The following is a 23,428-nucleotide window of genomic DNA, read 5'->3' as shown; positions in this document are numbered from 1 at the left end:
TATCGGATTTCGAATCTGATTACCAAGGGATGGCAAATCCCAATTGTGATAATTTGTACTCTAATTCCTCACGTTCACGGCTTTTTTTAGCGGTAGAACCTTGTTCGTCTAACATTCCTAGTTCGATCGCCTTTTTACGGGCTCCTTCTTTTCCTGAACGGTTTAGAGCGGCAATGATCTCCGTATCATATTTTGTCAAATGTAGGGCACTCAATCGATAATCCACAAAGGCTTCCCAAGTATGTGGCACCCATTTTTGAACAATTTGTTCGCCGATGGTTTTTGCAAATAACCGAATTTCTAGTTGGGCATGGTCATCCATTCGAAGGGCTAAAAAATGTAGTAAATTATGTAGGTCAATTTTCCAATATGCTTCTGTATAAGTTGCGAGTGGAAGGTCTTTTCTTGCTTGTTCCCGTGCGACACCTAATTCTAATCTTTCATTGTAAATATCATTGGCAAACTTTTGGAATTCCGTTTCTCTTTTTGTTAGGTGGTCACCTTTGGATAATTCTAAAAATCCATCACTTCCTTGTTTATTACCAATGGATTGTACTCTCCATTCGCCAGGCAAAGTTGTTTGTGCTGAATCGATGGCTACGGAATAACGCGTAGAGTATTCATTGACATTTGCCATTCGATGGCGAATCCATTGGCGCCAGGTGTCCATGGGCACTCTGACATGTAGCTTGAGTTCGCACATTTCAAATGGAGTGCTGTGACGGTGGCGCATTAAATACCGAATGAGCCCACGGTCTTCATTTACCTTTTTTGTTCCTTTTCCGTACGAAACGCGTGCTGCCTGAACGATGGATTCATCTGAACCCATATAATCAACGAGTCTGACAAATCCATCATCCAAAATTGGGAATGGTTTTCCTAAAATGGAGTCTAAATCGGGAACGGATACTCTTGAAATGGATTCGAAATCAGATTGTTGCATATTAGCTTTATTTTTTAGTTCACAGGCATATGAAAAGTCGAAAATAGAGTTATAGCGTACCGCACAGGCACATAAATAGAAAGGATGCTAAATGGCACTTGAAGAAAATACGTTGGAAGATCGTTTGATCAAAATTTCCTCCAGAGAAAGTAACAAAAATCTCATGGTTAGCCCGGACAAAATTTACATTTTTCCGGTGCCAAAAACAACCTTCCAATTTTTGGAAAATATTTGGCAATCCTTCACCAATAAAATGGTATCCCTCGTTGATTTTAACGATGATCCAATCTTTAATTTTTCCATTTTTGAAGTCATCGACCAAGACGAGATGAAAATTGTCGCCACTGCGACTCACTTCAAATTAAAAGAAATTGCAGAACGAAGGAAAATTCCAGGTATCGAAGAATACATCAAAAAATCGAGACCCATTCATTTGGCTGACCCAAGGAACGAATCCGCTCGTTTTATCCGAAAAGCAATTATTGATTTTAATAAAGGACTTCGTCCTGAAGTTACCTTTGTCAACCTCAAAGAAGAAGAAATCCATCCTGAAAAAAAGGTCCTTCTTTCTGAAACCATGAACCATGCCATTGGGATTCCACTTTTTGTGAATGAAAATCCGATTGGTATACTCTGGGGGATCACAAAAGATCCAATTGCCGAAGAACAAATCAGACCTCTTACTTTACAACTGTATTCCCTTTTTGATGTAATTGAGTTTGTTGTGGCAAAGGAAATGGAATCTGGAAACGACCATTACATCGCCCAAAAAAATATCGAAAAAGCTGATACAGTTTCTAACTCTAGAAATCTTTTTTATACAACAACGAAAGATCAAAAAGAACCAGTCACTTCGATTATATTCAAATCCCATCAGTATAATATTGAATATAGGATGGATGCTTCTTTTATTATTCCGACTACAGATGGTTATGCGGTATCCTTAAAAAGTTTTACTCCAGAAAAATTAAACAATACAGGAAAAAATTTACTTTTGATTCCAGGATTTTTTTGTAGGCGATCCGTTATGGATAAACTTGCAAAAGAGTTAGCCTTAAAGTATGGATACCGAGTTTTCCTGATGGATATGAGAGGAAGATCACGGCAAACCATGCCAAAACACGGGAAAAAAGAAGGATGGACCGTAGACAATTACATCCAAGACGATTTTCCGGAAGTATTACGATGGATTCGTTGGCATTATCCAAGTGAAAGGACTGTCGTTGTTGGACACAGTATGGGAGGAATGATCCCAAGGTTTTACGTTTCTTCCTATGAAAAAATCAAAGAACTCAAAGAAGAGTTCAATTTACCTCAACCAGAAGAATACATCGCGGGAATAGTTTCGATTACTTCGCCCAACTATATTAGTTTAAAATCCAATTTTATTGGATTGGATACTTTGAAACGTGGGTTTAGTATGCTCCCTCATAAAATGATTTCGGATATGATTCTAAGTATGGCTAGTTTTTCCATGCAAGCAACAATCCAAACCATCGATTTGAAAAAATTCTTTAAACTGATTTTAAATCTACATTCCAGTTTACGTAGTTTTAGTTATAATATTGGAACAAAAGTATTAACAATCAAAGACTTTGTGGGATATAAAGAAATTACTCCGCCTGAATGGTACTTTCTAATGGAAGACGTGTTTTGCGAAGAATCAGTATCTGTGATCATGCAATTTTTTCAAAGCCAAATCTCGAATGAACAAAGTTTCTGGTCCAATGATGGTCGAATCAATTACACGGAAAATTTTCTAAACAATTTCACAATGCCAATTTATAGTGTGGTAGGAACTGTTGATAAAATTGTACCAGAAGAAAGTTTAACAGAACTCAAAGATCTCAAATCAGAAAATAAGGTGACAACTTATTATGAGCAGGGTCACCTTGGTATCATTTTTCATGGGGAAACCGTAAGAAAAATATGCCAAGGGATGGATGAATGGATCCAAGGATTAAAATAATCTTTGTTTCCCCTAACGTCCGCTAAATCGATTTCGGATCAGCTCCATTTCTTTTAATAAGGTAGCGTCACGACCAGCTAGTACATAAGCACCTCTAACAGGAACACTTGTGATTTCAGAATCTTCAATCACTGTCACAAGAGTTCCAGGAATTTTGGGTTCTAATAGATAAGTCCACGATCCTCGCATCTTAAAACTAGCATCCGTTAGCTCAATCTTCCACCTACGATTTGGGATCACTTCTTTGAGTTCAAAAATCATGTACCCACCCATATCTGGTGTTTCTAACCATTTTGTGGGAGTACCGTCTGGTTTTGATTCCAATATTTTGACCGCCACAACTTCCTTTCTGCGATTGGGAAGGTCTTTGATATCGGTAATATAATTCCAAATGTCCTCTGGTTCCGCTTTCAACCACTCACTTGTTTCTTTGTGAAATTTTGGTTCTTGGAAATATCCAACAGCAAGGAATAAAACAACGAGCCCAATGAGCAAAAAACTTGTTCCAAATGCAAAAAGAAGAATCCGTTTCATGACTTTTTTTCTTGCTATGTGGCATTCAAATCAATCATAATCTTTTCCACAATGAACGCAAATGAAGAGTTAATCCAAAAGTTTTATACTGCCTTCCAAAACAAAGATGGACAGACCATGGTGTCCCTTTACCATCCAGAGATTCAATTTGAAGACCCTGCTTTTGGAAAATTATCGGGTAAAGAAGCAGGGGCCATGTGGCTCATGTTACTCGAAAAAAGTCAAAATTTAACCATTCGATTCTCAAATATCAAAGCAAATGATACAGAAGGTTCTGCGAATTGGGAAGCTGATTATAGTTTTAGCAAAACAGGTCGACTCGTTCAAAACAAAATCCAAGCAAAATTTACCTTTAAAGATGGTAAGATCATACAACACAAAGACCAATTTTCTATGTGGAAGTGGTTAGGAATGGCGATGGGACCCGTTGGGTATTTACTCGGTTGGTGGCCAGCACTTGGAAACAAAGTGAAAAAAGAAGCAGTGACTGGTTTACAACTCTATATGAAACGAAAACGTATGTAGTGTTATTCTCAAAAATCTCACAAAAAAAACTAGAGAAAATGGAAAGGATGCCAGATCCAATTAAGGATTTGGCATATTCGACAAACCACCAGCATTGATGACTTGTTTGTATCCAATTGATTCTAAAAAGGATTTGGCACTTCCACTTCTACCACCTGACGCACAATAAACGATAATAGTTTGATTTTTATCACCGAATTCATCGACTCGTTTGGATACTTCATCAATTGGAATATTTTTCGCAGTAGGGAAATGGCCGGAATTAAATTCAGCGACAGTTCTCACGTCGACGACTAGAGCACCAGCATCAATTTTTTCTTTGAGTTGTGATTGGTTCATTCCAGAAGCATTCTTCAATTGGAAAATGATGAATAAAACAGCGACGGTTACGATAACAATGAGGATCATTCGATTCAAAATTACTCTCCTACTTTATTAGAATAGACGAATGAGACTGATTCATTCTGACCAAGTTCTCTAAAAAAACAAGAATAATAACCTGTATGGCATGCTGCACCCACTTGATCGGCGATATACTGCACAAAAAAAGGATTTGAATGAAGGTAAATCTGTTTGAGGTTTTGTAAATGACCTGACTCTTCCCCTTTTACCCATTTTCCATTCCGCGAACGACTAAAATAAGTACCAAAACCTGATTCAATTGCACTCACCAAACTTTCAGTTTTGCCCCAAGCCAACATCAAATCTTTTCCTGTCATATCTTGGGCTAAAAAAGGAGAGAGGGATGGCATTGCGTTTAAGATTGTATCCAATTCATTCTGACTGAGTAATAATTTACCATTTTCCCATAACAATTGCTTGGTGGACAATTTTATGGTGGGTACAATTTCTAAAAAACAATCTTCATCACAATCAACAAACAATTGATTGTTTTCGAAATCAAAATCTTGGATCATAGAGATAGTTTGTTGTGTATTCAAAACTTTTACCGAAACATCGTGGGATAAAAACTTAGATTTTGTCAGGATCACAATATCTTTATCACTTGGAATTTGGATCATGTTTAAACCTCAATTGCTAGGATTTCGGTAGTTTTTGACTTACCACGTAATGAAAGTGTACCCATTGTTTTAATTTTCAATGTCTGTCTGAATTCTAAAGATGTATGGTCATATAATTCTCGAGAGATTAAAAAATTACGTTTTAGTTCCTTACCTAAAGCTTCTAGTCGACTTGCGGCATTGACTGTGTCACCGATCACTGTATATTCTAGTCGTTTTTCAACTCCAACATTTCCAACAATCACGAGACCATAGTGAATCCCAATTCGAATTGAGATTGGTTTTTCTCCATTGGATTCTCTTTTTTGATTCCAGACAGCTAATGCTTGTATCATGGCGATTCCAGCTTTTATTGAGTTGGTTGCATCTTCATTGGAAGGAATCGGAGTTCCAAAAGTAACCATCATCCCATCACCAATGAATTTATCTAGGGTTCCATGATTTTGGAACACAATCTCCAACATAAAACTATGGTATTCGGATAAAAGTGACATGGTTTTTTCAGGACCCAATGTTTCTGAAATTTGAGTAAAATTGGCAATATCACAAAATAAAACAGCAACAGTGGATTCCTTTCCACCAGGTTTGAAAAATTCGTCCCCTGCCTGGTCTAATTCTGCTACCACATTGGGAGAAAAATAACGAGTGAGTTGTGTCATTTTTACTTCATTTGTAACCGCAGATAGTACTGTTCGCCTAACACGATAAGTAAGGTATGCCAAAAAGAATCCCAGAATTCCAATAATTCCCATGGACATGATATAGTTATTCACATGAGCAGCTGGTCCAAGGAAAGCTTCCTTAAAACTTTCTGTACTGATAAACCTAGGGTCCTGTTGAGCATACACTAAAATCCCGGCTTGGCTTATCACAACTCCCAATGCATATAACATTGGATATATGGGTTGGATACTAAAAGCATTGATGATTAGTGTTCCTGCAATGATAAAATGGACATAGGTTTTAATGAGATAGGTTCTTGGAACTTGAGACTCCCCACCCACAGCGTTGTACCAAATAAATGGTAAAATTGTGATGATTACCAAATCGATCACAACACAAAACAAACCAACAAATGAAACAAATTTACCTTTCTTTAAAAATTTTGAAAGTATATACAAAACTACATTAAGCCCTACAGAAATTAATGTAATCGTAAATAATTCGGAGAGAGATTGAGCAACAAAGAATGTACCAACAGTAAGGAGACTGAAGATAATCATTTTTCCATAGAGACTGAATTTAATCCCTTGGATTTCTTTTTCCCTTAATATTTGTTCTGACTTTGTTGGCATTTTTCTATTTCAAAAGATCACCAGGATTTGCATCACGATCCGGAACAAATAAAGATAATGTTTTCTCTTTACCTGATGCAAGTAACATCGCCTCCGATAATCCAAATTTCATTTGGCGTGGTTTTAAATTAGCAACAACGACTACTTTTTTACCAACTAACTCTTCGGCTGTATAACTTGCTTTGATTCCTGCAAATACGTTTTTGATCCCTTTTTCTCCTAAATCTACTTTTACAAACAAAAGTTTATCGGCTCCATCAACAGGATTTGCTTCTTTGATAAGGCCCACACGTAGTTCCACTTTGGACAATTCGTCGATGGTAATAAATCCATCTTCGGAAACTGTATTTACTTTTGTTTCGTTTGTATTGGACTTATTTGGTTCCAGTTTTGATGGACTAGGATTTGATTTTTCAAAGGCTTCTTTTGTTTCTGAGATCATAAGTGAAATATTTTTTTCCTCAACTCGTTTCGATAACATTTGGTAAGGACCAAGAGTTTTGTTTTCAATGGTTTCCGACAGATTTAAAAAATTTAAATCTGGAACTTGGAATAATTCCTTGATTGCTAAGGCAATTTTGGGAGTCACAGGAGCCAAATAGGTAAAAAGGATTTTAGCACAATTGAGAGAGGTAGTGACAACTTCCCTTGCTTTTTCTACATCTGTTTTGATTAGGTTCCAAGGTGCATAGTCATTCACATATTTATTAACTTTATCACCAAGACCTGTGATTTCACGCATCACCTTAGAGTAGTTACGTGATTCGTAGGCATCCCTGATTTCAGTTTCCTTACTCAGTAATTCAGAAACTAAGGATTTTCCTTCGACTGATAAACTTCCAAGTTTACGATCCATTTTGTCTAAAATTGATGTAGAAACTCTTGATACCAAGTTTACTAAATTTCCAATTAGGTCGGAATTCACACGGGATACAAAATCATCAAAGGAGATGTCGACATCTTCCATACCAGATCCAAGTCGACATGCCATATAAAAACGGAAATGTTCAATATCCAAATGTTTGGCAAACGTGGAAGCATTGATAAACGTTCCTCGAGACTTGGACATCTTTTCTCCATTCACAGTTAAGAATCCATGTACATTCAATTGATTCGGAGCTTTGTAACCAGATCCCATAAGCATCGCTGGCCAAAAGAGTCCATGGAAATACAAAATATCTTTTCCTATAAAATGGACAATCTCCCCTTTTCCATCTTTCCAAAATTCATTGAATTTTTTCTCATCCTTTAGGTGATTTAAAGAGGAAGCCATATATCCAATAGGCGCATCTAACCAAACATAAAAGTATTTGTTTTCTTCTTCTGGGATCGCAAAACCAAAGTAAGGACCATCACGGCTGATATCCCACTCTTGTAACCCAGATGTAAACCATTCTTGTAATTTCTTTTGGGCACCTTCGTTCAAACGGTTCCCTTCTTCCATCCAAGTTTTTAATTGGTTTTGGAAGTCTTGTAATTTAAAAAACAAATGTTTTGATTCTTTTAAGACGGGAGTGGTTCCACAAATGGAACAATAGGAATCTTTTAAGTCTTTTGGTGAGTAACTGGTTCCACAAACTTCACAAGAATCCCCATATTGGTCTTTTGACCCACATTTTGGACAAGTCCCTTTTATGAAACGGTCTGGTAAAAACATTTTGTCATGTTCGCAATACGACTGTTCGATGTTCCTAGCAACAATATGTCCATTTTTTTTGAGGGTTAAATAAATCGATTCTGAGAACTTTCGGTTTTCCTCAGAATTGGTAGTGTAATAATTATCATACTCTACCCCAAAGGAAGTGAGATCTTTATAGTGTTCCTTCTGTACTTCTTCAATCATGGACTCAGGGGTTTTTCCTGCTTTTTTAGCAGCAATCATGATGGGAGTTCCATGTGTATCATCTGCGCAGAAAAAATAACATTCATTTCCAATCAACTTTTGGAATCGCACCCAAATGTCTGTTTGGACTGCTTCTAATATATGACCTAGGTGGATAGAGCCGTTTGCATAAGGCAAAGCACTTGTAACTAAAATGTGTTTCGACATAGATTAATTCCAGTTTCCAAACGGGATTTTCCAATTCAGCCTATTTTTGAGAAAAATCAAGAAAAGCGGAAAAAAATGAAGTTGAAGGAAGGGAGATTCACAATAAACTTCCTGTTTGTTATGGCTAAGAAAATCGTTCAAAATTTGAAACAAGTCAAGGGCAATAAAAAGATTCACCCTGAATCCATCCACAAAACCCTCGATATTGAAAGTGACCTACACATAGAATATGCAAAAGTACTTTTGAGTTTGTGGTCCTACGCCTGTAATGCGGATGGCCAGTTCAAAAAAAAGGAAGGGGAAATCGTTGGTGAACTTGTGAATGTACTGTTTGAACCCGATTGTTTACTCAGCGGATTTCAATCACAGAAAAAACAAGTATTAGAGATTCTTTCCAAAACATTTGAAAACCCTCTTCCGATGAAAACCATTTCAAAGGTAGTCGCTGACAGTGATGAATACGCTCTTAATTTTTTTGAAGATGCAGTATGTATTGTGGCTTCTGATGGTTCACTAAACCAAGCAGAAATCCAATTCTTAGAAGACTTAGCGAAAGAATTTAAAATTAGTTCAATGGATAAAGTGAGAGTCGAAAAAAAATACCTTGCTTAAGTTCATTACGATACTTTCCCTCTCTGTTTTTTGGATTCCATCCTTCGATGCAAGACCAGGGATGGGAAATTCATACCGATCCTCAAATTCGAGTAGTAGTCGATCGTCCTATTCGAGTTATAAACCTTCTTATAACTCCAGTTCTTCCTCATCAAAATCAAATCATACAAACAATTCCTATACTTCTTCCAGTGGGCCAGAACCAACTTCGTATTTTGAATCTTCAAATCATAAAATTTCAATTCACTTTCATGCAGATGGAAGTGCGGATGTAAATGAATCCTTTCGAATCAAAAAGGACCAATCCAAAATTGGGATCAAAAGGCCTTCCTTTTTAATCAAAAAAGATGCGGAAATAACATATTTAGAAGTATTTCCAGAAACAGTTTATCCTTCGCATAACTCTGGTATTATTACAATTTTTTGGCAAAACAACGAACAAAATCCTGAAATGGATATTTCCATTCATTACCAAATCAAAGACGCAACTATATCGATGGGAAATTTGTCTCTTATCAATTGGAAATTCGCAAAAACAAATCTCTCTTCGCAACCAATTCAATTTGACTTAAAATGGGATCCCAATTCCTTTTCTAAAAATTTAAAGATACAAAATGAAGTCTTTAATGAATCACTTTTAGAATACGAACGTTTTGAGATTCCTGTTCGTTTAGAAGAGTTTCATATCCAAAATGACTCTTGGAAAAATTTAGAATTAAATACATTCTATGTAATCGACATACCACAATTGTCTGAAAGGAAGAGTGAGCCACAAAAGGAAATCCAAACACCAAATTCGCAGAAGATAGATTATACTTTAGAAGAAACTGTCACTTTGAATGAAAATGGATCCCATCATTACCAATCCAGAATTTTAATACCGAAGGACAATCTAAACCAAAATTCCTTACAATTACAGTTGGGATTACATCGATTTCGCGAATATGGCGAATCATTTTGGAATCATTTTTGGACACCTGCCTTTCAAATATCTTACGGATTTAAAGGAATATCCACATATTTCTGGCATCTATTTTCCGTAAGTATTTCAGAAGGGATCACTATCGCAAACAATCTTACACAATATGATTTTTCATTTTCTACCTTGGGTGAAACTTCGAATCGCCAAAACAAAGGTTTAGAACATTGGATACGTATTACGAATTTAGAAAATCGGGAAAATCTGGAATTAAAGTCATTTCACTTACGTTTGTTAAGCGAAACAAAACTAGACCGAAACACAAGTCAGATTGAAATGATTGTATCTGATTGTGAATATTGCTCAGATGTTTTTGACCAATCATCTTGGATTGTACCCATTGAACCAAAATGGGAATCAGATGGTTTTTCAATTGATTGGAATCATCCGATTCCGAATCAATACAAAGTTTACATAAGACTCCAAGAGACTAATAAACAATTCTATTATAATCCAATTCTCATATTTTATGCAGTATTGAATGCTTTTCTCCACTCACCAGGTTCTGGGAATCATATGGGACATTTGGTACTTCTGGGTATCTTCTTTTTAGGATTTATTACTTTCGGATTTTTATATCTCAATCGAAGGAAAAGCCAAAGAGAGAAAAAACAAAATGAGAAGTTTCACCTCTTACAGATTCAAAAAATTGATCCCTATTTTGACATGGAACTTTTTAAAAAAAAGGTGATTTTGATTACAGAAAAAACTGTTTTTGCCTGGGACAAAGGAGATATGGAATCTGTAAGGAATTTTCTTTCTGCATCTGTTTTCCAAAGATTTTCCATCCAACTTCAATTGATGAATATGATTGATGGAGAAATCAATCGTATGAAAGGATTCAGCGTAGTTTCCCTTGGGATCATTGGAATGTCGATGGAGTCTGAATATTTAACATTACATCTAAAAATAAAATGCAAAACGAAAGATAAAACCTTTCCAAAACAAACATCTGAGTTAGAAATTCAAAACCAATTGAACAATGAAACATACAGTTTTTATGAAGAAATTCACTCTTATACAAGAAAGATAACGACTCAAACAAAACCAAATATTGATTTAATCCATAATTTATGTCCTAGTTGTGGAGCGACTGCAAAGTTTTCCCATGCTACAAATAAGTGTGAATACTGTGGAGGTATTTACAATTCTGGCGAAGCAGATTGGGTTTTAACTGAAATTACTCAATTGGTAGAATGGGACGAATTAAAATCTAAAAATGGAATGGAATTACAGAATGGATTCGCAAAACAGTTATTAGAAGATAGAGCCAGTGCTGTTTTTTGGAAATACATACACTACCAATCATTTCCAAATAGCGAGTTTTTAAAGAGAGATTCATTAGATGAATCTTACAAACAATTGGCAGGTCCTGGAAAATCACCAATTCACTCTCCTGTGATTGGATCTTGCCATTTGGTTCATTTGGATTTAAATTCCAAACCTCAAAAAATGACTTGTGAAATACGCTGGAGTGGCTCAAGAAAAAAAGGATTAATCCCAGAACACCGACGTTCAAAGCTCCATTTGGTTTTACTCACTGAGAGGACAAAAACACTTGGATTTTCTGAGGAATCCTGCCATCACTGTGGAGCACCATTGCCTGAAATTGATTCTAGTGTGTGTTCTTATTGCAAAGAAACCATTCCTGAGAAAGTGAATGATTGGTTATTTGATTCCACTGAACAGATCTCGCTTTGAAAAAGTCATTTTGGTTTTGAATAACAAATCCAATGTCTATCTGATATCATTTCTACATTTAACTTATGGCTCATTCGAATGGAAACAAGCATATCAGTTACTTCTTCAATACGAAAGGCAGCAAACAAACTATTTAGAAATTCTGTTTTTAAAACTTCTGGTTCATCTTTCGCATAACGCTCAACTAGTTGGTATGCTTCTGATATGGAGCTGGGACGTAACAAGTCACAAACAAAGATAAAACTATCGTCCTCAATTGACCTCTGGATTGCAGACCAAAACTCAAAAGGATTGTGAATGTGATGGAGAAGTGAGTTTGAGAACACTAGTTCAAAACTGGATTCGGGAACAAAGTCTTGAATAAGTTCGTTTTTAAAAAATAATTTATTGTTTCTTTTTTCACCGATTAACGCAAAAAGACGCTTCTGACAATAATTTAACATTAATTTGGAACCATCTAAGTAAGTGAAGTTGGCATTTGGAAATAATGGGAACAGTCGAGATGACATATCTCCAGGCCCACATCCTAAATCTAACACCGAACGTGGCGAAAATTTAAGAGGAAGTCTGTTTTGAAAATGTTTAATGATCATCGAATGCGCTGTTTCAAATCCAGCATTCGCATAGGAATCTACCTGATTTGGTTCGACCATGAGTTCAGGTTCCGGAATGCGAACCAAAGTCTGAAGGTTAGTTTGTTCCCATCTTTTCATTTTGGTATGAGGTACCCTTTTCTATGAAACAAATCATTCTTTCCATTCTTTTCTTTGTCTTTTTGACAAATTGTATGCTCACAGAAGGGATTGGTATTCCCACTTATGGAGCCGTAAAAGGTTCTGAAGCCAAAAAAAGAATATCAGATGCAATTTTCGAAGCGGAATCAACTGCATCCTCTTTTTGGTTAGCCCAATCGGGTATGAAAGGTGGACAGGGACCCATTTCGCCTCTTCTCATCATCAACGGATTCTTAGCAAAAATCTTGTATTCTTACATCTCCAAAATTGAAGATAAAGAGTCATTTCTAGAATCTTCGGTCCTCCAATGTGAATCGGATATTCGAACCAAAGGTGCGTTAGTTTTAGGAAGTATCTATGATGGCCTAACAACTGCTGGGGGAGTCATAAGAGATGCTTACTTACTTCCTGAGTTTGCATCCTGCGATTTAAAGAAAACAGGAAAAATTATTACAATCGAACCGATTTCATTTTAACGAGGTATCAATATGAATCAAAAAAAATTAATTGGAATCGCCTTCACAAGTTTATCTTTGTTTTTGTTTCAATGCCAAAAGCCTGTTTCAACTGACAAAGATACACAAGCAACTTTAATCGCTGGAATTTTTGGATCTTGTTTTAGTTTGGATTCTTGTTTTGACCAATACGCTAGAACTACTGATGAAGGTGCAAGTTTCCAAGTGTTTGATCAAAATGGATCTCGGATCTATGCAAGGCAATCTGTAATCGATTATAGCACTTATAAACCAATTGCTTCTGGATCCAAGTGGGTCACCGCAATTACAGCAATGAGAGTCATAGATTGTAACACAAATAGTGGTACTTATGCACAATGCGGGACAGTAACAACGGGAACATGTAATAATGGAGCTGTCGGAGGGGCAATCTCCTTATCTCGCACAACAGCACAGGTATTGGGTTGGACTGGGACATATGCAAACGTCACCTTACGCCAATTACTTTCCTTTACCTCAGGATTGAATGCGGGAGGTGGGAATGGATCTGGACAAGCTACATGTATCTCTACCCTACCAGTTGGCGCAACTTCTACCCAAAAAGATACTTGTGTAAACGAGATTCGAGACCAATCGACAGGAACTCCTGGAGCCTTATACCAATACAATTCCAATCATATGGCAGTCGCACAACGTATGTTAGAAGTTGCTTGTAACAAAACTTGGGACACAATTTACACTCAGTTGATCCTAACTCCTCTTGGTTGGGATGCAAGCCAAGCAATTTGGAGAGGGAATTCTAGAGGTGGTACCGATACTGATGGAAGTTTGTCAGGAGCATATGGATTATCCATCTCTCCAGAACATTATGCACGTATGTTGAATGCACTTTTGACAAATGGAACTGCTAAAAATTCCTCAGGTGGAAATATTACAAATTTTTTATCAACAACATCAGTTACAGAAATTTTATCTGACCAATACAATGGAGCAAAGATTGGATATTCTCAATTTTCTGCCTTTGGATACCGATGGCAATATGGATTGGGTAATTGGCGATTTTGTACGGTTACGGATGTACCCGCAGAATGTGACAAGGACTTGATTTCCCATAGTATAGGAATCAATGGTTTTTACCCTTGGTTGGATCGAAATCGAAATTACATGGCGATCTTAGCAGTAAATAATATCGGTAGAAAAAATGGATTGAGTTTGTTACCACCTTCTTCAACCTCATTATTCTTTGCTGAAACAGTTAGACCAATCATTCACGCACAAATAGGCAGGTAACCATGATCCAAAAACAAACAGTTTTCAAATTCTTACTAGGATGTTTCCTATTCGTTCATTTCATTCCACTCTTGGCGCAAACACCAGAGTGGTCTGAATCAAAACGTAAAAAAGGAATCCAAGTTTTAACAAGGCCAGTGGCTGGCTCCAATATCGAAGAGTTCTTAGGTAAAACAGAAGTTGATGCTTCGATATCTCAAGTGATTGCCTTGCTTGTGGATCCACAATCTTGTAAAAACTTGTACCACCAATGCAAAGAGCTAACAGTTCTTTCTGGATCCGAAAAAAAATCATCAGTCTATTTACGGAATGGTGCCCCATGGCCTGTCAATGACCGAGATGTCATTATGGATCGTAGTTTTGATCAAAATGATAAATCTCTCACTACGACAATGAGAATGAAACGATTGGATTCAAATGCTAAATCGGCACCTTCTGGTGTTACTCGGATGCCAGCGTTTGAAGGGTATTGGAAACTCACTCCTTTAGCAAATGGAAAACTCAAAATTGAGTACCAAGCACATTTTGAGCCAGGTGGTTCGGTGCCACAATCTGTCATCAACCTTGTGCTAACAGACACTCCCTACGAAACTCTATTAAACCTAAAATCATTGGTTGAACAGGGAAAACACAAAGAAGCAAAATATGATTGGATTAAGGAACCGACAGTCACGAATCCATCGAATTAGTTTTTTTAGAATCAACAAAAATTGTATCCTACGAATCCAAGGTTGATGAATGGATTCGTAGGTTAAAAAGCAGTTCGTAGTCCATACGAAACAAAGTTGGAACCACAGTTTGGATCGGGTGGACAATACAGTCCAAATACTCCAGAACGATGGTGAATCCTTAAAAATAATTCTGCCTTTCGTTCAATGGGTAGGTAAGTACTGATTTCCACCATCATATAATTGAGTAGTGCTCTGGATTCTATCGCATCCTTTTGTAAACCCGATTCCCAATAATATCCCTTTGCCTTATTCTCTAATTTTGGATTTTCAGATGCTAATGATAATCCTTCTCCCAAGGATATACTTATGGGAGAGTCGTAGATACGATTCATTTTGACAATGTAGAATGTATTTGTTTCCCAATGGTTCATGCCATTAAAATGTTTTGTGATGTTTGTTTCCCATAAAAAATCAAACCAGCGAATCCGATAATCCAACGGCCGACTCACACCGATTGTACCTATGTAAGATTCTTTATAGTCTGTTTTTTGCCGAAAAACAATTGGGATTAGATCTGTTGTTGTAAAAATCCCTCCATACAAAACAACATTCCAATTTTCTTTCGGTATGGAAACTGAACCAAGGAATTGAAACGGAAAGAAGAAAATACTAAGTAAAAAAGTTAGGATTGCTATTTTTGTAAGTTTCATTTGAATCCGTTGAACATTAACGATTATGGTTGGAACCAATCTTGGTTTCTTTTTTCCCATTCTGTCAGTTGCAAATGAATCACATCATAATTCTGTAAAAACAATCTCCGTAAGAATAATTCATATTCTTTACAATTTTCAGAATGAGTTTGTTCCAAAGACTCGCGGAGTTCGGTAGGTTTTTCTTGGACACAGTATTTTTGTAGATTGGAAGGATATCGATTTGAGTTTAACATGGGAGCGATGACACTAGAACCTGTACCGATATAAAATGGCATAGGTGCCCATATCGTTTCATATGTTGATAAAAAGGAAATACGATATAAATTCGTTTCACCTGAAGTCCATACTAACTCCGCTTCTGTTTCCATAGTACCATAATAAACCATTGTAAGAGCTAATAAACTTATCCCAATACTTTTGAATGGCCTTTGGCTTTCATTACGGATGACAAGTGTTAAATTATCAATATTGGTTAATTCAAATCCGCGATCCCATCTAGGTAACTCGTTGGGATTATGAGGTTTTTTTTGAGGGATTTTAGGTAACTGGTTTGGATCAGGAGGTGGCAGTGGAACAGTCGTTAAATCAGCAACATTCACTTGGTCATCGATGAGAATTGCAGGTGGAACAGGAAAAACTTCAGGAAATACTTTTGCGAGAATGGGATCCGTCGTAGTCCAGCGGATGGAAATTGATTTATTCTTCGAAAGTTTTGCTTCCGAACTGAGTTCTGGCATTGGTGTTTTGCACGTTACGTTCAAAACAAATAGAATGATGATATAAAATACAAAATGTAACTTCATATAACAGAAATAAGATTTTGGTAATACCTTAGACTTCTTTTCAAATCAGAGAAAGTTTTTTATCCGATTTGTTTTTGCAATAGGTATAAAAAAAGCCTGAAAGTTCAGGCTTTTTAACAATTGATGTCGTATGTTTTATGACATTTCGACAAATGTTTGAGTGATTCTTTACCGAATAGAATTTCCCTTCGGTAAAGAAGATTGTTTTTTTACGTAGCGAGAGCTTGGTCAAGAAGGTCTTTCGCTACAACGCGAAGGGCCATTACTTCTTCCGCACCTTCAAAGATTGAGAACACACGAGCATCCACAAAATAACGTGATACTGGATATTCTTCCGCATAACCCATACCACCATGAATTTGCATTGCTTCACGAGTTACCCACTCAGCAATTTTGGATGCATACAATTTTACTAGTGTTGCTTCCATTTGGCCTTTGTGGTCATCAAGTAACGTTGCTACATAGTTTGTGTATTGGCGAGTCGCTTGCGTGATCATTGCCATCTTTGCGATTTTAAACTTGGTTAGTGTATAATCGTAAATTGGTTTTGCGAATACTTTACGTTCTTGGGAATATCGAAGAGCTGCTTCAAGAGCTGCTTGCATCACACCATTGGCACGAGCCGCAGTTTGGATCCTTCCGCCAGCAAACCCTTCCATTTGGAAGTAAAATCCTTTTCCACGACCAGCATCACCACCAAGTAGGTTTTCTTTAGGAACAAAGTAGTCTTCAAAAGATACTTCGTAAGAGTGCATTCCTCGGTAACCAATTGTTCCGATTGCTTTTCCTTGGATCGTTCCACCACCTTCTTGTTTGTAACTGAATTCATGTCCTTCAAAAGAAGGTTTTTCAGCAAGTAGGATAGAGAGACCTCTGTGTTTGAGACTAGGATCAGACTCTGTGCGGCAAAGGATGAGTAGTAGGTTTGCATACCCTGCAAATGTACACCAAGTTTTCACACCATTGATGACAAATCCACCTTCTACTTCTTTTGCAGTAACAGATACTCCAGCAACATCGGAACCATAGTTAGGTTCTGTTACCATGATACCGGCAAATTTTTCACCAGATGCAAGAAGTGGTAACCATTTGTTTTTTTGTTCTTCAGTTCCCCCTTTGAGGAGAGCCTTGGACATAATTTCAGGACGAGTGATGAGGGAACCTGCTGCTCCGAGTGATCCTCTAGAAAGTTCTTCTGTTACCACTAACATCGAAATGTTGTCTGGACGATCATCAGGTTGGATTCCGCCAAACTGTTCTGGAATACAAAGACCAAAACAACCCATGTCTTTTAATCCATTGATGATCTCTTGTGGGATCAAATCATCATGTCTGTGAACATGTTCCGCGTGAGGAACCACTACGTTTTCAGCAAAGTCTTTGAAAATTCCACGAAAGTTTTCGTGGTCTTCTGAAAGTCCGTAAGCACCAAAATGTCCAAGATCAACAATCTTATCCACGATGGCTTCGTAGTTTTCCATTTTCGATGCAGCTTCAACAAATGTATTGATTTCATCGGAAAACAATTTGGAGAATAATTCCTGATAGGTTAATTCATATTCTGCAGGTCGAGCTGCCAATTCAGAACGTATGTTAGAAACAGTTTCCGCCACAAATGTGAGCGCCATTTTCTGTTCCAATTCACCAGTTCCTTTGGAAGCATCCCAAGCATATACGATGAAGTTTTCAGCTACACGTTGTTGTGCTGTCATCCAAGCAAGTTGGTAAAACACATGTTGCGTTTTGTCCATTTTGCTAATGGAAACTTTACCGTTGTCGGAATTTTTCTGTGCGAGTCGTTTCGTAACTTCATTGAGGAGGGCGGCTTGGGCGTTCAATGCCTTCTCCGCCTGGGATTTTTCGAGTTTCACTGCCGTTGCGGTCATGTGTTTAACGTTCCTGCGGGTGGTTTTCTTCCACTATACGGAAGGAAAGTACCCTGTCATTTTCATTTTTAGACTAGGTTTTGGCTTGGGTTGGAGAAAACTGTCCCGAGGATAGAGTTTAGGAAAGAAATAATTGAAAATCATAGGAATTGATCCAGGGTCCCACCGAGTGGGATATGCCATCTTGTCCTTTCCTGAAGGACAACGCCGTAACCCATCACTATTGGGCTACGGAACGATTGAAGTGGCTCCCAAAACCCCTTCTCCCGATAATTTACTCCAAATCCGCAGGGAACTTCAGGCCATACTCGCCGAACACAAACCTGAATGGGCAGCTGTCGAAGAACTGTTTTTCGTACAAAATACAACAACAGGAATGAAAGTTTCAGAATCTAGAGGTGTGATTTTACTCACCTTAGGTGAAAATCAAATTCCCATGGTGTCCCTCACAGCCACTCAAATCAAAAAGGGAATTTCTGCCAAAGGGAACGCCACCAAAAAAGAAGTTCGGGCGGCGATCCAAATGATTTTGGGTTTTAAAGACCTAAAAGGCCACGACGACTCTTGGGACGCCATCGCTTGTGCCTTTGTGGGTCGTTCTTTAGTTGGAAGTACTCCGAGCCAAATTCATTGATAAAAAGATTTCATTCTTTTGTTCACGACTCGCATTTGCTGTAACAGTTGAAAAACCAGTGGTGATTTCGAGTTCTCCTTTTTTTAATCCTTCGATCACAGAATCTGCATAATCATCTAAATTAAGTCCCGCCGTATGTGTGTTAGGGATTCCTAAATCTGTATCTACCATTGGTGGAGAAACTTCAATCACTTCAATGGGTTGGTTACGAAATTGAAATCGTAAAGTCAATGTGAAAGAATGTAATGCAGCTTTTGTGGCACTATAGATTGGTGCATATGCTAAAGGTATATGAGATAAACCAGAAGTTGTATTTAATATAGTCGCATTCTTCTTTCCAAACAAGTGTTTAGCGAACAACATCGATAGATGAATTGGTGCACCTAAATTTACATCAATTTCTTTGCCTACAAGACTCCATGGTTCCTCTTCATTTAATTTTGGATACCTTTGGATCCCTGCATTATTGAATAAAACATTCAGTTCTGGATAATCTTTCGTTGTTTCATTGAATAATCTTTTCCTTTCTTCAGGGTGAGAAATATCGATACAATATGTGCCCCAATTCGGGAAAAATCTTTTGATCTCCTCTAATTTTTTTTCATTTGTTCCACAAACGATGATTTGATTTCCCAAATCCGAGAATCGTTTTGCGAGTGCGAGCCCAATCCCACTTGTCCCACCTGTTATCAAGATTGTATTTCCGTTCAATTGCATTGTTGCGTACCATCCACTACTTACATTAAATATATTTTGTAAGTTACAAAAAGTCAAGTCCGTAAGTTTGTAAACTGACATTTTTTTCATTTTGTAATTTGAGATTGACCCTTCCGATTTTTTCTGGAAACTCTCCTTATGCCAAGAACCGGTTTAACGACCACGGAAATCAAAGACAAGGCAGTGGAAATTGCGATCGACCAAATACGGGCCAAAGGGTTTGAAAAAGTTCGATTGGTGGATGTAGCCAAAGAAATGGGGATTAGCCATGCGGCTCTCTACTCCCATTTCCAAGACAAAACCGCACTTTTTGATGCTGTTTCGGAACGATGGCTAAGGAATTTGGATGCGAAACAAGATTTGCTTGTTTCAGAAAAAAGGGATCCCCTCCAAAAGATCCTTACTTGGTTTCTCAATTTACACCGAATGAAATTGGAAAAAGTAAAACTGGATCCTGAATTGTATAAAGCGTTCGATATGGCAGCCGAAGAGGCAAAACCCTTCATACAAACCCACTTGTCGAATATGCAAAGCCAAATGGCAAAACTAGTCACAGAAGCGATAAACCAAAAAAAAATCAAAAAGAGAGATGTGAAATTGGTAACTGATATCTTGATTTCGGCTGGGACGGCTTTTACCCACCCAAAACTTGTTGCACAACATTGTGATATAAATCGTGAAACTTTATTGGTAGATACGATTGAAGCGGTGTTAAAAGGATTAGGTTAAAATAAAATTAACTCACGAAATAGATGTGATCTTTATTTCCAAATCTAAACTTTGAAAACCATATCCATTCATTTAGCCATTCTTATGGAATGGCCTTCGCGATTTTTTCATTTCTCTATGGTTTTGGACAAACCAAAAGGAAATCTTCAAATACTTGTGAAATGAGTAGTTTGTCTTTATATAGAAGACCTGTACTTCCTGCAGAAATTTCCGAACCTTCGTTTGCATAAACCTCAGTGACTTCTTTCGTCTCTGGGTTGATTTTAAACACACGAGTAGGAGCTAAATTGTTACGGTTCATCACATGGCGAATGAATTTGTATGCGGACTCATGTGCTGCAAGCCATAACATACCATTATCATCTTCTAAAATATTATCAGGACCTGCACCAACCGGTATGGATTCTAAAAACTTCAAAGTAATTTTGTTATCCAATCGATTTACTTCGTAAACACGTATTACTTTTTCTGAAAATACAGATCGATACAATAACTCTTGTTTACCTTGTTTTCGAATGTATATTCCATTTCCTAACATCACAGGAACTCCCAAGGATTGGAAAGTTTTTCCATCATAATAGGATACATCAGCTCGACCACTTCGAATGATCATATCCCAATACTTACGAAATGTTTGGCTTGTTCCATTGTCATTGGATGTAAAGATCTCACCTGATTCATTCATAAATAAATCATTAGGACTTGTAAGAGATGGATCACTTAATGTTTTTGTATGAGTCCATTTGCCAGCTTTTGAACGTTCGAATATCTCAATTGTATGTGGGATATCGTCTTGGAGTGTGTGCGAAATGACAGCAAGTGTATCCACTCCTTTCACTTTCGCATAACTAATTCCATGTGGTCTGAAATTCTCTGGGTAATTCGTTTCTACTTTTTTGGCTAACAATTTCTGTTTGGGATCCGAGAATGAAATTTCGAACAGCGCACCAATATCTTTTAATCCATTCCTCCTTTCGTGAGAGGATACAATGACGGTAGAGGATTCTCGGATGATATCGAAGTCTTCTGGACCTGGTGTACCTGTGATTCGTTCACAACCAACGATTGGTTTTTCTTGGAATTGGCCTCCACAATGAGACAGGGAGAACAAGATTGAAAAAATGAGGAAAAAGTGCCGAAAAGGGGTCAAACGCATGTGGGTAGTTTACCGCAAGAAATCAGATTCCACTATCAATTTCTTTCTCGACATTATTGTGCAGTGCAAAATAATGGAATCCAGAAGGAGTCCCCTCCGATGAGCAACGTGGAAAACAAACTACAAGATATCGTGAACGCTGGAATTGGTGCTGTTAAAACTTCCAAAGAAGTTTGGGAGAAACTCGTTGTGGACCTTAACGAGAAAAAAAGCCAATTCGAAACCAACTTTCAAAAATTGAAAGAACAAGGGGAAAGTGACACAAGTGATAAAGCCCTAAAAGTGAAAATGGGAGTTGCTTGGGGAATTGTTCGATTCGAAGAACTCAAAGACAATGTTGTGAAGTATCTAGACAAGGTAAAAGAAACAAACGATCACAAACCTTCTTAAGTTTTATTTTTTCATCTCACCATCCTGAATTTTCTACCGGCAGGTTTGTGCTCAAACCTGCTGGGTTTTTTGCACCAAAAAAATAATCATCGGAGTGACCGGATTTGAACCGGCGACCCCTTGCCCCCCAGACAAGTGCGCTACCGCTGCGCTACACCCCGTGTTATGAAATCCAAAAACCTAAATAGATCCCCTTGGTCAAGCCTTACAAACGGAAGACTTAAGTTAGGATTCAGTACCCAAATTATCGGGAGAAATCGCCCAAATGATTTGGCCGTGGTCAAATTTTTCTCGAGCTACATTGATTGCGATTGTTGAGCCAGGTTGGAAAACTAAATTTTCTGCTACACTAGAATTCCCAAGTAATTTGGCTGCAAAGTAAGTGATATCTGGATTATGACCAACTAACAAAACAGTGTCGGAATTACTAAAATTCACCAAACAAGATATAATATCAGTGCAACCTCTACCGGCTGCTAAATCGTCGGATGCAACCATTTCACCATTGTATTTTAATTCTTCGGAAAGAATTTCGGCAGTGTGTTTGGTTCTGGTATAAGGGCTATAATAGACTTGTTTAACGGATAAAGATGAGTTTTTAATAAATTTACCGATTTTGTGAATGTCACTTCTTCCTTTATCGGTTAGTTCTCGTTGTGAATCGGAAATGGTAGGGGTGGAGTTTTCTGCCTCACCGTGACGAACCAAAATGATCTTCATACTATCTCCTAATCCCAAGATTGAAACTAAGGATTTCCCAAGAAACAAAAAATTAAGGAATTTCTTGCGAAAATGGATGAAAGGCGCATTCTAACAAATATGACAAACAAACCCTACCGAAAAAATGTAGGAATGGTAGTATTTAATTCTTTGGGAAAAGTAATTGTGGGAGAACGGATTCAATTTCCAGGTTCTTGGCAATTTCCTCAAGGAGGAATCGATGAGGAAGAAGATTATTTAGAGGCCGCAAAACGTGAATTATATGAAGAGCTTGGAATCAAAAAAGCAATTTATGTAACTGAATACCCTGATTGGATTCCATATGATTTTCCCAACTCTTTAGGACTCAATTCTCATTTGCAAAAGTTTCGTGGACAATTACAACGATGGATTTTGTTTTTTTGGGATGGGGAATTAGAAGAATGTGATTTGGTTCATCATGAACAAGAGTTTTTGACTGTAATCCATATGGAAATCGAGGATACAATCGAAGCCGTAGTTGATTTTAAACGTCCTGTTTATGAAAAGTTTGTTCCTCTTTTTAAATCTGCGATTCAAAATTACATTGCAGAGAATGTTAAATCCAAGTAAGGTAATTGAAGGAGACAATCTTTGGGAAAATCAGAAGAAGCAAGAGCAAGAATTTTAATACGGGGAACCGTACAGGGTGTTGGATTTCGTTATTATATCCTACAAAAAGCCCAAGAAATGAGACTCAAAGGTTACACTCAAAACTTACCAAATGGGGAAGTGGAAGCAGTTGTCGAAGGTGATAAACTTTTTATCGAAGATTTATACCGAGCAATGCAACGAGGACCTACAAAAGCAAAGGTAAAGGATCATGTCATAGAATGGAGTGATCCCAAAAACCAATTTAAAACTTTTTTAATTAAGAAATAA

At 37.4% G+C, this 23,428-nt stretch carries 25 protein-coding genes and 1 tRNA gene; 12 read left to right on the top strand and 14 right to left on the bottom strand.

Features of this window, described 5'->3' with window-relative positions; all coding sequences use genetic code 11:
• Nucleotides 1-19: 19 nt before the first annotated feature.
• Complete coding sequence (gene thyX / locus CH354_RS06155) at nt 20-943, bottom strand: FAD-dependent thymidylate synthase (protein ID WP_100725731.1); 924 nt, start codon at nt 941-943, stop codon at nt 20-22.
• A gap of 91 nt (nt 944-1,034) precedes the next feature.
• On the opposite strand from thyX, the gene CH354_RS06150 reads away from it, so the two are divergent.
• Nucleotides 1,035-2,912, top strand: a complete 1,878-nt coding sequence (locus CH354_RS06150) for an alpha/beta fold hydrolase (protein ID WP_100725730.1) — start codon at nt 1,035-1,037, stop codon at nt 2,910-2,912.
• Between the two features lie 12 nt (nt 2,913-2,924).
• Here the strand turns inward: CH354_RS06150 and CH354_RS06145 are convergent, their stop codons facing one another.
• Entirely contained in the window at nt 2,925-3,446 is a 522-nt protein-coding gene (locus CH354_RS06145) for an SRPBCC family protein (RefSeq protein WP_100725729.1), read from the bottom strand.
• Between the two features lie 51 nt (nt 3,447-3,497).
• Between CH354_RS06145 and CH354_RS06140 the strand changes: the two genes are divergently transcribed.
• Nucleotides 3,498-3,971, top strand: coding sequence for a nuclear transport factor 2 family protein (locus CH354_RS06140; protein WP_100725968.1), 474 nt, complete (start codon nt 3,498-3,500; stop codon nt 3,969-3,971).
• Between the two features lie 60 nt (nt 3,972-4,031).
• On the opposite strand, the gene CH354_RS06135 is transcribed toward CH354_RS06140, so the two are convergent.
• From CH354_RS06135 to metG, 4 genes are read right to left on the bottom strand one after another with little or no spacing between them, the layout of a single operon-like run.
• The gene (locus tag CH354_RS06135; RefSeq protein ID WP_100725728.1) at nt 4,032-4,388 is read right to left on the bottom strand and encodes a rhodanese-like domain-containing protein; all 357 of its coding nucleotides are present in this window, start codon (nt 4,386-4,388) and stop codon (nt 4,032-4,034) included.
• A 2-nt stretch (nt 4,389-4,390) separates the two neighbouring features.
• On the bottom strand, nt 4,391-4,993 hold the full coding sequence (locus CH354_RS06130; protein WP_100725727.1) for a phosphoribosyl-AMP cyclohydrolase: 603 nt from the start codon (nt 4,991-4,993) through the stop codon (nt 4,391-4,393).
• 2 nt (nt 4,994-4,995) lie between these two features.
• Complete coding sequence (locus CH354_RS06125) at nt 4,996-6,288, bottom strand: adenylate/guanylate cyclase domain-containing protein (protein WP_100725726.1); 1,293 nt, start codon at nt 6,286-6,288, stop codon at nt 4,996-4,998.
• Between the two features lie 4 nt (nt 6,289-6,292).
• Nucleotides 6,293-8,338 (bottom strand): methionine--tRNA ligase, encoded by a 2,046-nt coding sequence (gene metG / locus CH354_RS06120; protein ID WP_100725725.1) that lies wholly within the window; start codon nt 8,336-8,338, stop codon nt 6,293-6,295.
• A gap of 120 nt (nt 8,339-8,458) precedes the next feature.
• Here metG and CH354_RS06115 point away from each other — a divergent pair, with 120 nt between their 5' ends.
• Both CH354_RS06115 and CH354_RS06110 read left to right on the top strand, forming a co-directional pair.
• Nucleotides 8,459-8,950 (top strand): tellurite resistance TerB family protein, encoded by a 492-nt coding sequence (locus CH354_RS06115; RefSeq protein WP_420843820.1) that lies wholly within the window; start codon nt 8,459-8,461, stop codon nt 8,948-8,950.
• Nucleotides 8,943-11,630, top strand: a complete 2,688-nt coding sequence (locus CH354_RS06110) for a Tim44 domain-containing protein (RefSeq protein WP_100725723.1) — start codon at nt 8,943-8,945, stop codon at nt 11,628-11,630. Before CH354_RS06115 ends, CH354_RS06110 begins: the two co-directional genes overlap by 8 nt.
• A gap of 5 nt (nt 11,631-11,635) precedes the next feature.
• Here the strand turns inward: CH354_RS06110 and CH354_RS06105 are convergent, their stop codons facing one another.
• Entirely contained in the window at nt 11,636-12,343 is a 708-nt protein-coding gene (locus CH354_RS06105; RefSeq protein ID WP_100725722.1) for a class I SAM-dependent methyltransferase, read from the bottom strand.
• Between the two features lie 23 nt (nt 12,344-12,366).
• On the opposite strand from CH354_RS06105, the gene CH354_RS06100 reads away from it, so the two are divergent.
• The 3 genes from CH354_RS06100 to CH354_RS06090 are packed head-to-tail and all read left to right on the top strand — an operon-like array spanning nt 12,367 to nt 14,798.
• Nucleotides 12,367-12,840 carry a TIGR04452 family lipoprotein gene (locus CH354_RS06100; protein ID WP_100725721.1) on the top strand — a complete coding sequence of 158 codons (474 nt, stop codon included), beginning with the start codon at nt 12,367-12,369 and terminating at the stop codon, nt 12,838-12,840.
• A 12-nt stretch (nt 12,841-12,852) separates the two neighbouring features.
• A complete protein-coding gene (locus CH354_RS06095) occupies nt 12,853-14,109 on the top strand; it encodes a serine hydrolase domain-containing protein (RefSeq protein WP_100725720.1) in 1,257 nt (418 codons plus the stop codon).
• Nucleotides 14,110-14,111: 2 nt separating this feature from the next.
• Nucleotides 14,112-14,798, top strand: coding sequence for an START domain-containing protein (locus tag CH354_RS06090; protein ID WP_100725719.1), 687 nt, complete (start codon nt 14,112-14,114; stop codon nt 14,796-14,798).
• Between the two features lie 62 nt (nt 14,799-14,860).
• On the opposite strand, the gene CH354_RS06085 is transcribed toward CH354_RS06090, so the two are convergent.
• From CH354_RS06085 to CH354_RS06075, 3 genes are all read right to left on the bottom strand, one after another.
• Nucleotides 14,861-15,490: a hypothetical protein gene (locus tag CH354_RS06085; RefSeq protein ID WP_238760134.1), complete on the bottom strand. Its 630-nt coding sequence runs from the start codon at nt 15,488-15,490 to the stop codon at nt 14,861-14,863.
• 23 nt (nt 15,491-15,513) lie between these two features.
• Entirely contained in the window at nt 15,514-16,296 is a 783-nt protein-coding gene (locus tag CH354_RS06080) for a hypothetical protein (RefSeq protein WP_100725717.1), read from the bottom strand.
• A gap of 209 nt (nt 16,297-16,505) precedes the next feature.
• Nucleotides 16,506-18,182 (bottom strand): acyl-CoA dehydrogenase family protein, encoded by a 1,677-nt coding sequence (locus CH354_RS06075; RefSeq protein ID WP_100725716.1) that lies wholly within the window; start codon nt 18,180-18,182, stop codon nt 16,506-16,508.
• 133 nt (nt 18,183-18,315) lie between these two features.
• Between CH354_RS06075 and CH354_RS06070 the strand changes: the two genes are divergently transcribed.
• The gene (locus tag CH354_RS06070) at nt 18,316-18,816 is read left to right on the top strand and encodes a crossover junction endodeoxyribonuclease RuvC (protein WP_100725715.1); all 501 of its coding nucleotides are present in this window, start codon (nt 18,316-18,318) and stop codon (nt 18,814-18,816) included.
• On the opposite strand, the gene CH354_RS06065 is transcribed toward CH354_RS06070, so the two are convergent.
• Nucleotides 18,784-19,533 carry an SDR family oxidoreductase gene (locus CH354_RS06065; protein ID WP_100725967.1) on the bottom strand — a complete coding sequence of 250 codons (750 nt, stop codon included), beginning with the start codon at nt 19,531-19,533 and terminating at the stop codon, nt 18,784-18,786. The two genes, CH354_RS06070 and CH354_RS06065, sit on opposite strands and share 33 nt — an antisense overlap.
• Nucleotides 19,534-19,671: 138 nt before the next feature.
• Here CH354_RS06065 and CH354_RS06060 point away from each other — a divergent pair, with 138 nt between their 5' ends.
• Nucleotides 19,672-20,262 carry a TetR/AcrR family transcriptional regulator gene (locus CH354_RS06060; protein ID WP_100725714.1) on the top strand — a complete coding sequence of 197 codons (591 nt, stop codon included), beginning with the start codon at nt 19,672-19,674 and terminating at the stop codon, nt 20,260-20,262.
• Between the two features lie 115 nt (nt 20,263-20,377).
• Here the strand turns inward: CH354_RS06060 and CH354_RS06055 are convergent, their stop codons facing one another.
• The gene (locus tag CH354_RS06055) at nt 20,378-21,418 is read right to left on the bottom strand and encodes an arylesterase (RefSeq protein ID WP_100725713.1); all 1,041 of its coding nucleotides are present in this window, start codon (nt 21,416-21,418) and stop codon (nt 20,378-20,380) included.
• 99 nt (nt 21,419-21,517) lie between these two features.
• Between CH354_RS06055 and CH354_RS06050 the strand changes: the two genes are divergently transcribed.
• Entirely contained in the window at nt 21,518-21,808 is a 291-nt protein-coding gene (locus CH354_RS06050; RefSeq protein WP_100725966.1) for an LIMLP_16025 family protein, read from the top strand.
• An 89-nt stretch (nt 21,809-21,897) separates the two neighbouring features.
• On the opposite strand, the gene CH354_RS06045 is transcribed toward CH354_RS06050, so the two are convergent.
• Together CH354_RS06045 and sixA are read right to left on the bottom strand one after the other, a co-directional pair.
• A tRNA-Pro gene (locus tag CH354_RS06045) sits at nt 21,898-21,969 on the bottom strand.
• Between the two features lie 64 nt (nt 21,970-22,033).
• Entirely contained in the window at nt 22,034-22,528 is a 495-nt protein-coding gene (sixA, locus tag CH354_RS06040) for a phosphohistidine phosphatase SixA (protein WP_100725965.1), read from the bottom strand.
• Nucleotides 22,529-22,600: 72 nt separating this feature from the next.
• On the opposite strand from sixA, the gene CH354_RS06035 reads away from it, so the two are divergent.
• Nucleotides 22,601-23,119 (top strand): RNA pyrophosphohydrolase, encoded by a 519-nt coding sequence (locus CH354_RS06035; protein WP_100728299.1) that lies wholly within the window; start codon nt 22,601-22,603, stop codon nt 23,117-23,119.
• A gap of 21 nt (nt 23,120-23,140) precedes the next feature.
• Nucleotides 23,141-23,428 (top strand): acylphosphatase, encoded by a 288-nt coding sequence (locus CH354_RS06030; protein ID WP_100725711.1) that lies wholly within the window; start codon nt 23,141-23,143, stop codon nt 23,426-23,428.

The organism is Leptospira levettii, assembly GCF_002812085.1.
Lineage (GTDB): Bacteria > Spirochaetota > Leptospiria > Leptospirales > Leptospiraceae > Leptospira_A > Leptospira_A levettii.
This window is presented reverse-complemented; position numbering and strand designations above follow the sequence as displayed.

Excerpts from the sequence above, each read along its gene's own strand:
- thyX (WP_100725731.1), bottom strand. The coding sequence starts at position 943 with ATGCAACAATCTGATTTCGAATCCATTTCAAGAGTATCCGTTCCCGAT.
- CH354_RS06150 (WP_100725730.1), top strand. The coding sequence starts at position 1,035 with ATGGCACTTGAAGAAAATACGTTGGAAGATCGTTTGATCAAAATTTCC.
- CH354_RS06145 (WP_100725729.1), bottom strand. The coding sequence starts at position 3,446 with ATGAAACGGATTCTTCTTTTTGCATTTGGAACAAGTTTTTTGCTCATT.
- CH354_RS06140 (WP_100725968.1), top strand. The coding sequence starts at position 3,498 with ATGAACGCAAATGAAGAGTTAATCCAAAAGTTTTATACTGCCTTCCAA.
- CH354_RS06130 (WP_100725727.1), bottom strand. The coding sequence starts at position 4,993 with ATGATCCAAATTCCAAGTGATAAAGATATTGTGATCCTGACAAAATCT.
- CH354_RS06125 (WP_100725726.1), bottom strand. The coding sequence starts at position 6,288 with ATGCCAACAAAGTCAGAACAAATATTAAGGGAAAAAGAAATCCAAGGG.
- metG (WP_100725725.1), bottom strand. The coding sequence starts at position 8,338 with ATGTCGAAACACATTTTAGTTACAAGTGCTTTGCCTTATGCAAACGGC.
- CH354_RS06115 (WP_420843820.1), top strand. The coding sequence starts at position 8,459 with ATGGCTAAGAAAATCGTTCAAAATTTGAAACAAGTCAAGGGCAATAAA.
- CH354_RS06105 (WP_100725722.1), bottom strand. The coding sequence starts at position 12,343 with ATGAAAAGATGGGAACAAACTAACCTTCAGACTTTGGTTCGCATTCCG.
- CH354_RS06100 (WP_100725721.1), top strand. The coding sequence starts at position 12,367 with ATGAAACAAATCATTCTTTCCATTCTTTTCTTTGTCTTTTTGACAAAT.
- CH354_RS06095 (WP_100725720.1), top strand. The coding sequence starts at position 12,853 with ATGAATCAAAAAAAATTAATTGGAATCGCCTTCACAAGTTTATCTTTG.
- CH354_RS06090 (WP_100725719.1), top strand. The coding sequence starts at position 14,112 with ATGATCCAAAAACAAACAGTTTTCAAATTCTTACTAGGATGTTTCCTA.
- CH354_RS06085 (WP_238760134.1), bottom strand. The coding sequence starts at position 15,490 with ATGAAACTTACAAAAATAGCAATCCTAACTTTTTTACTTAGTATTTTC.
- CH354_RS06080 (WP_100725717.1), bottom strand. The coding sequence starts at position 16,296 with ATGAAGTTACATTTTGTATTTTATATCATCATTCTATTTGTTTTGAAC.
- CH354_RS06075 (WP_100725716.1), bottom strand. The coding sequence starts at position 18,182 with ATGACCGCAACGGCAGTGAAACTCGAAAAATCCCAGGCGGAGAAGGCA.
- CH354_RS06065 (WP_100725967.1), bottom strand. The coding sequence starts at position 19,533 with ATGCAATTGAACGGAAATACAATCTTGATAACAGGTGGGACAAGTGGG.
- CH354_RS06060 (WP_100725714.1), top strand. The coding sequence starts at position 19,672 with ATGCCAAGAACCGGTTTAACGACCACGGAAATCAAAGACAAGGCAGTG.
- CH354_RS06055 (WP_100725713.1), bottom strand. The coding sequence starts at position 21,418 with ATGCGTTTGACCCCTTTTCGGCACTTTTTCCTCATTTTTTCAATCTTG.
- CH354_RS06050 (WP_100725966.1), top strand. The coding sequence starts at position 21,518 with ATGAGCAACGTGGAAAACAAACTACAAGATATCGTGAACGCTGGAATT.
- sixA (WP_100725965.1), bottom strand. The coding sequence starts at position 22,528 with ATGAAGATCATTTTGGTTCGTCACGGTGAGGCAGAAAACTCCACCCCT.
- CH354_RS06035 (WP_100728299.1), top strand. The coding sequence starts at position 22,601 with ATGGATGAAAGGCGCATTCTAACAAATATGACAAACAAACCCTACCGA.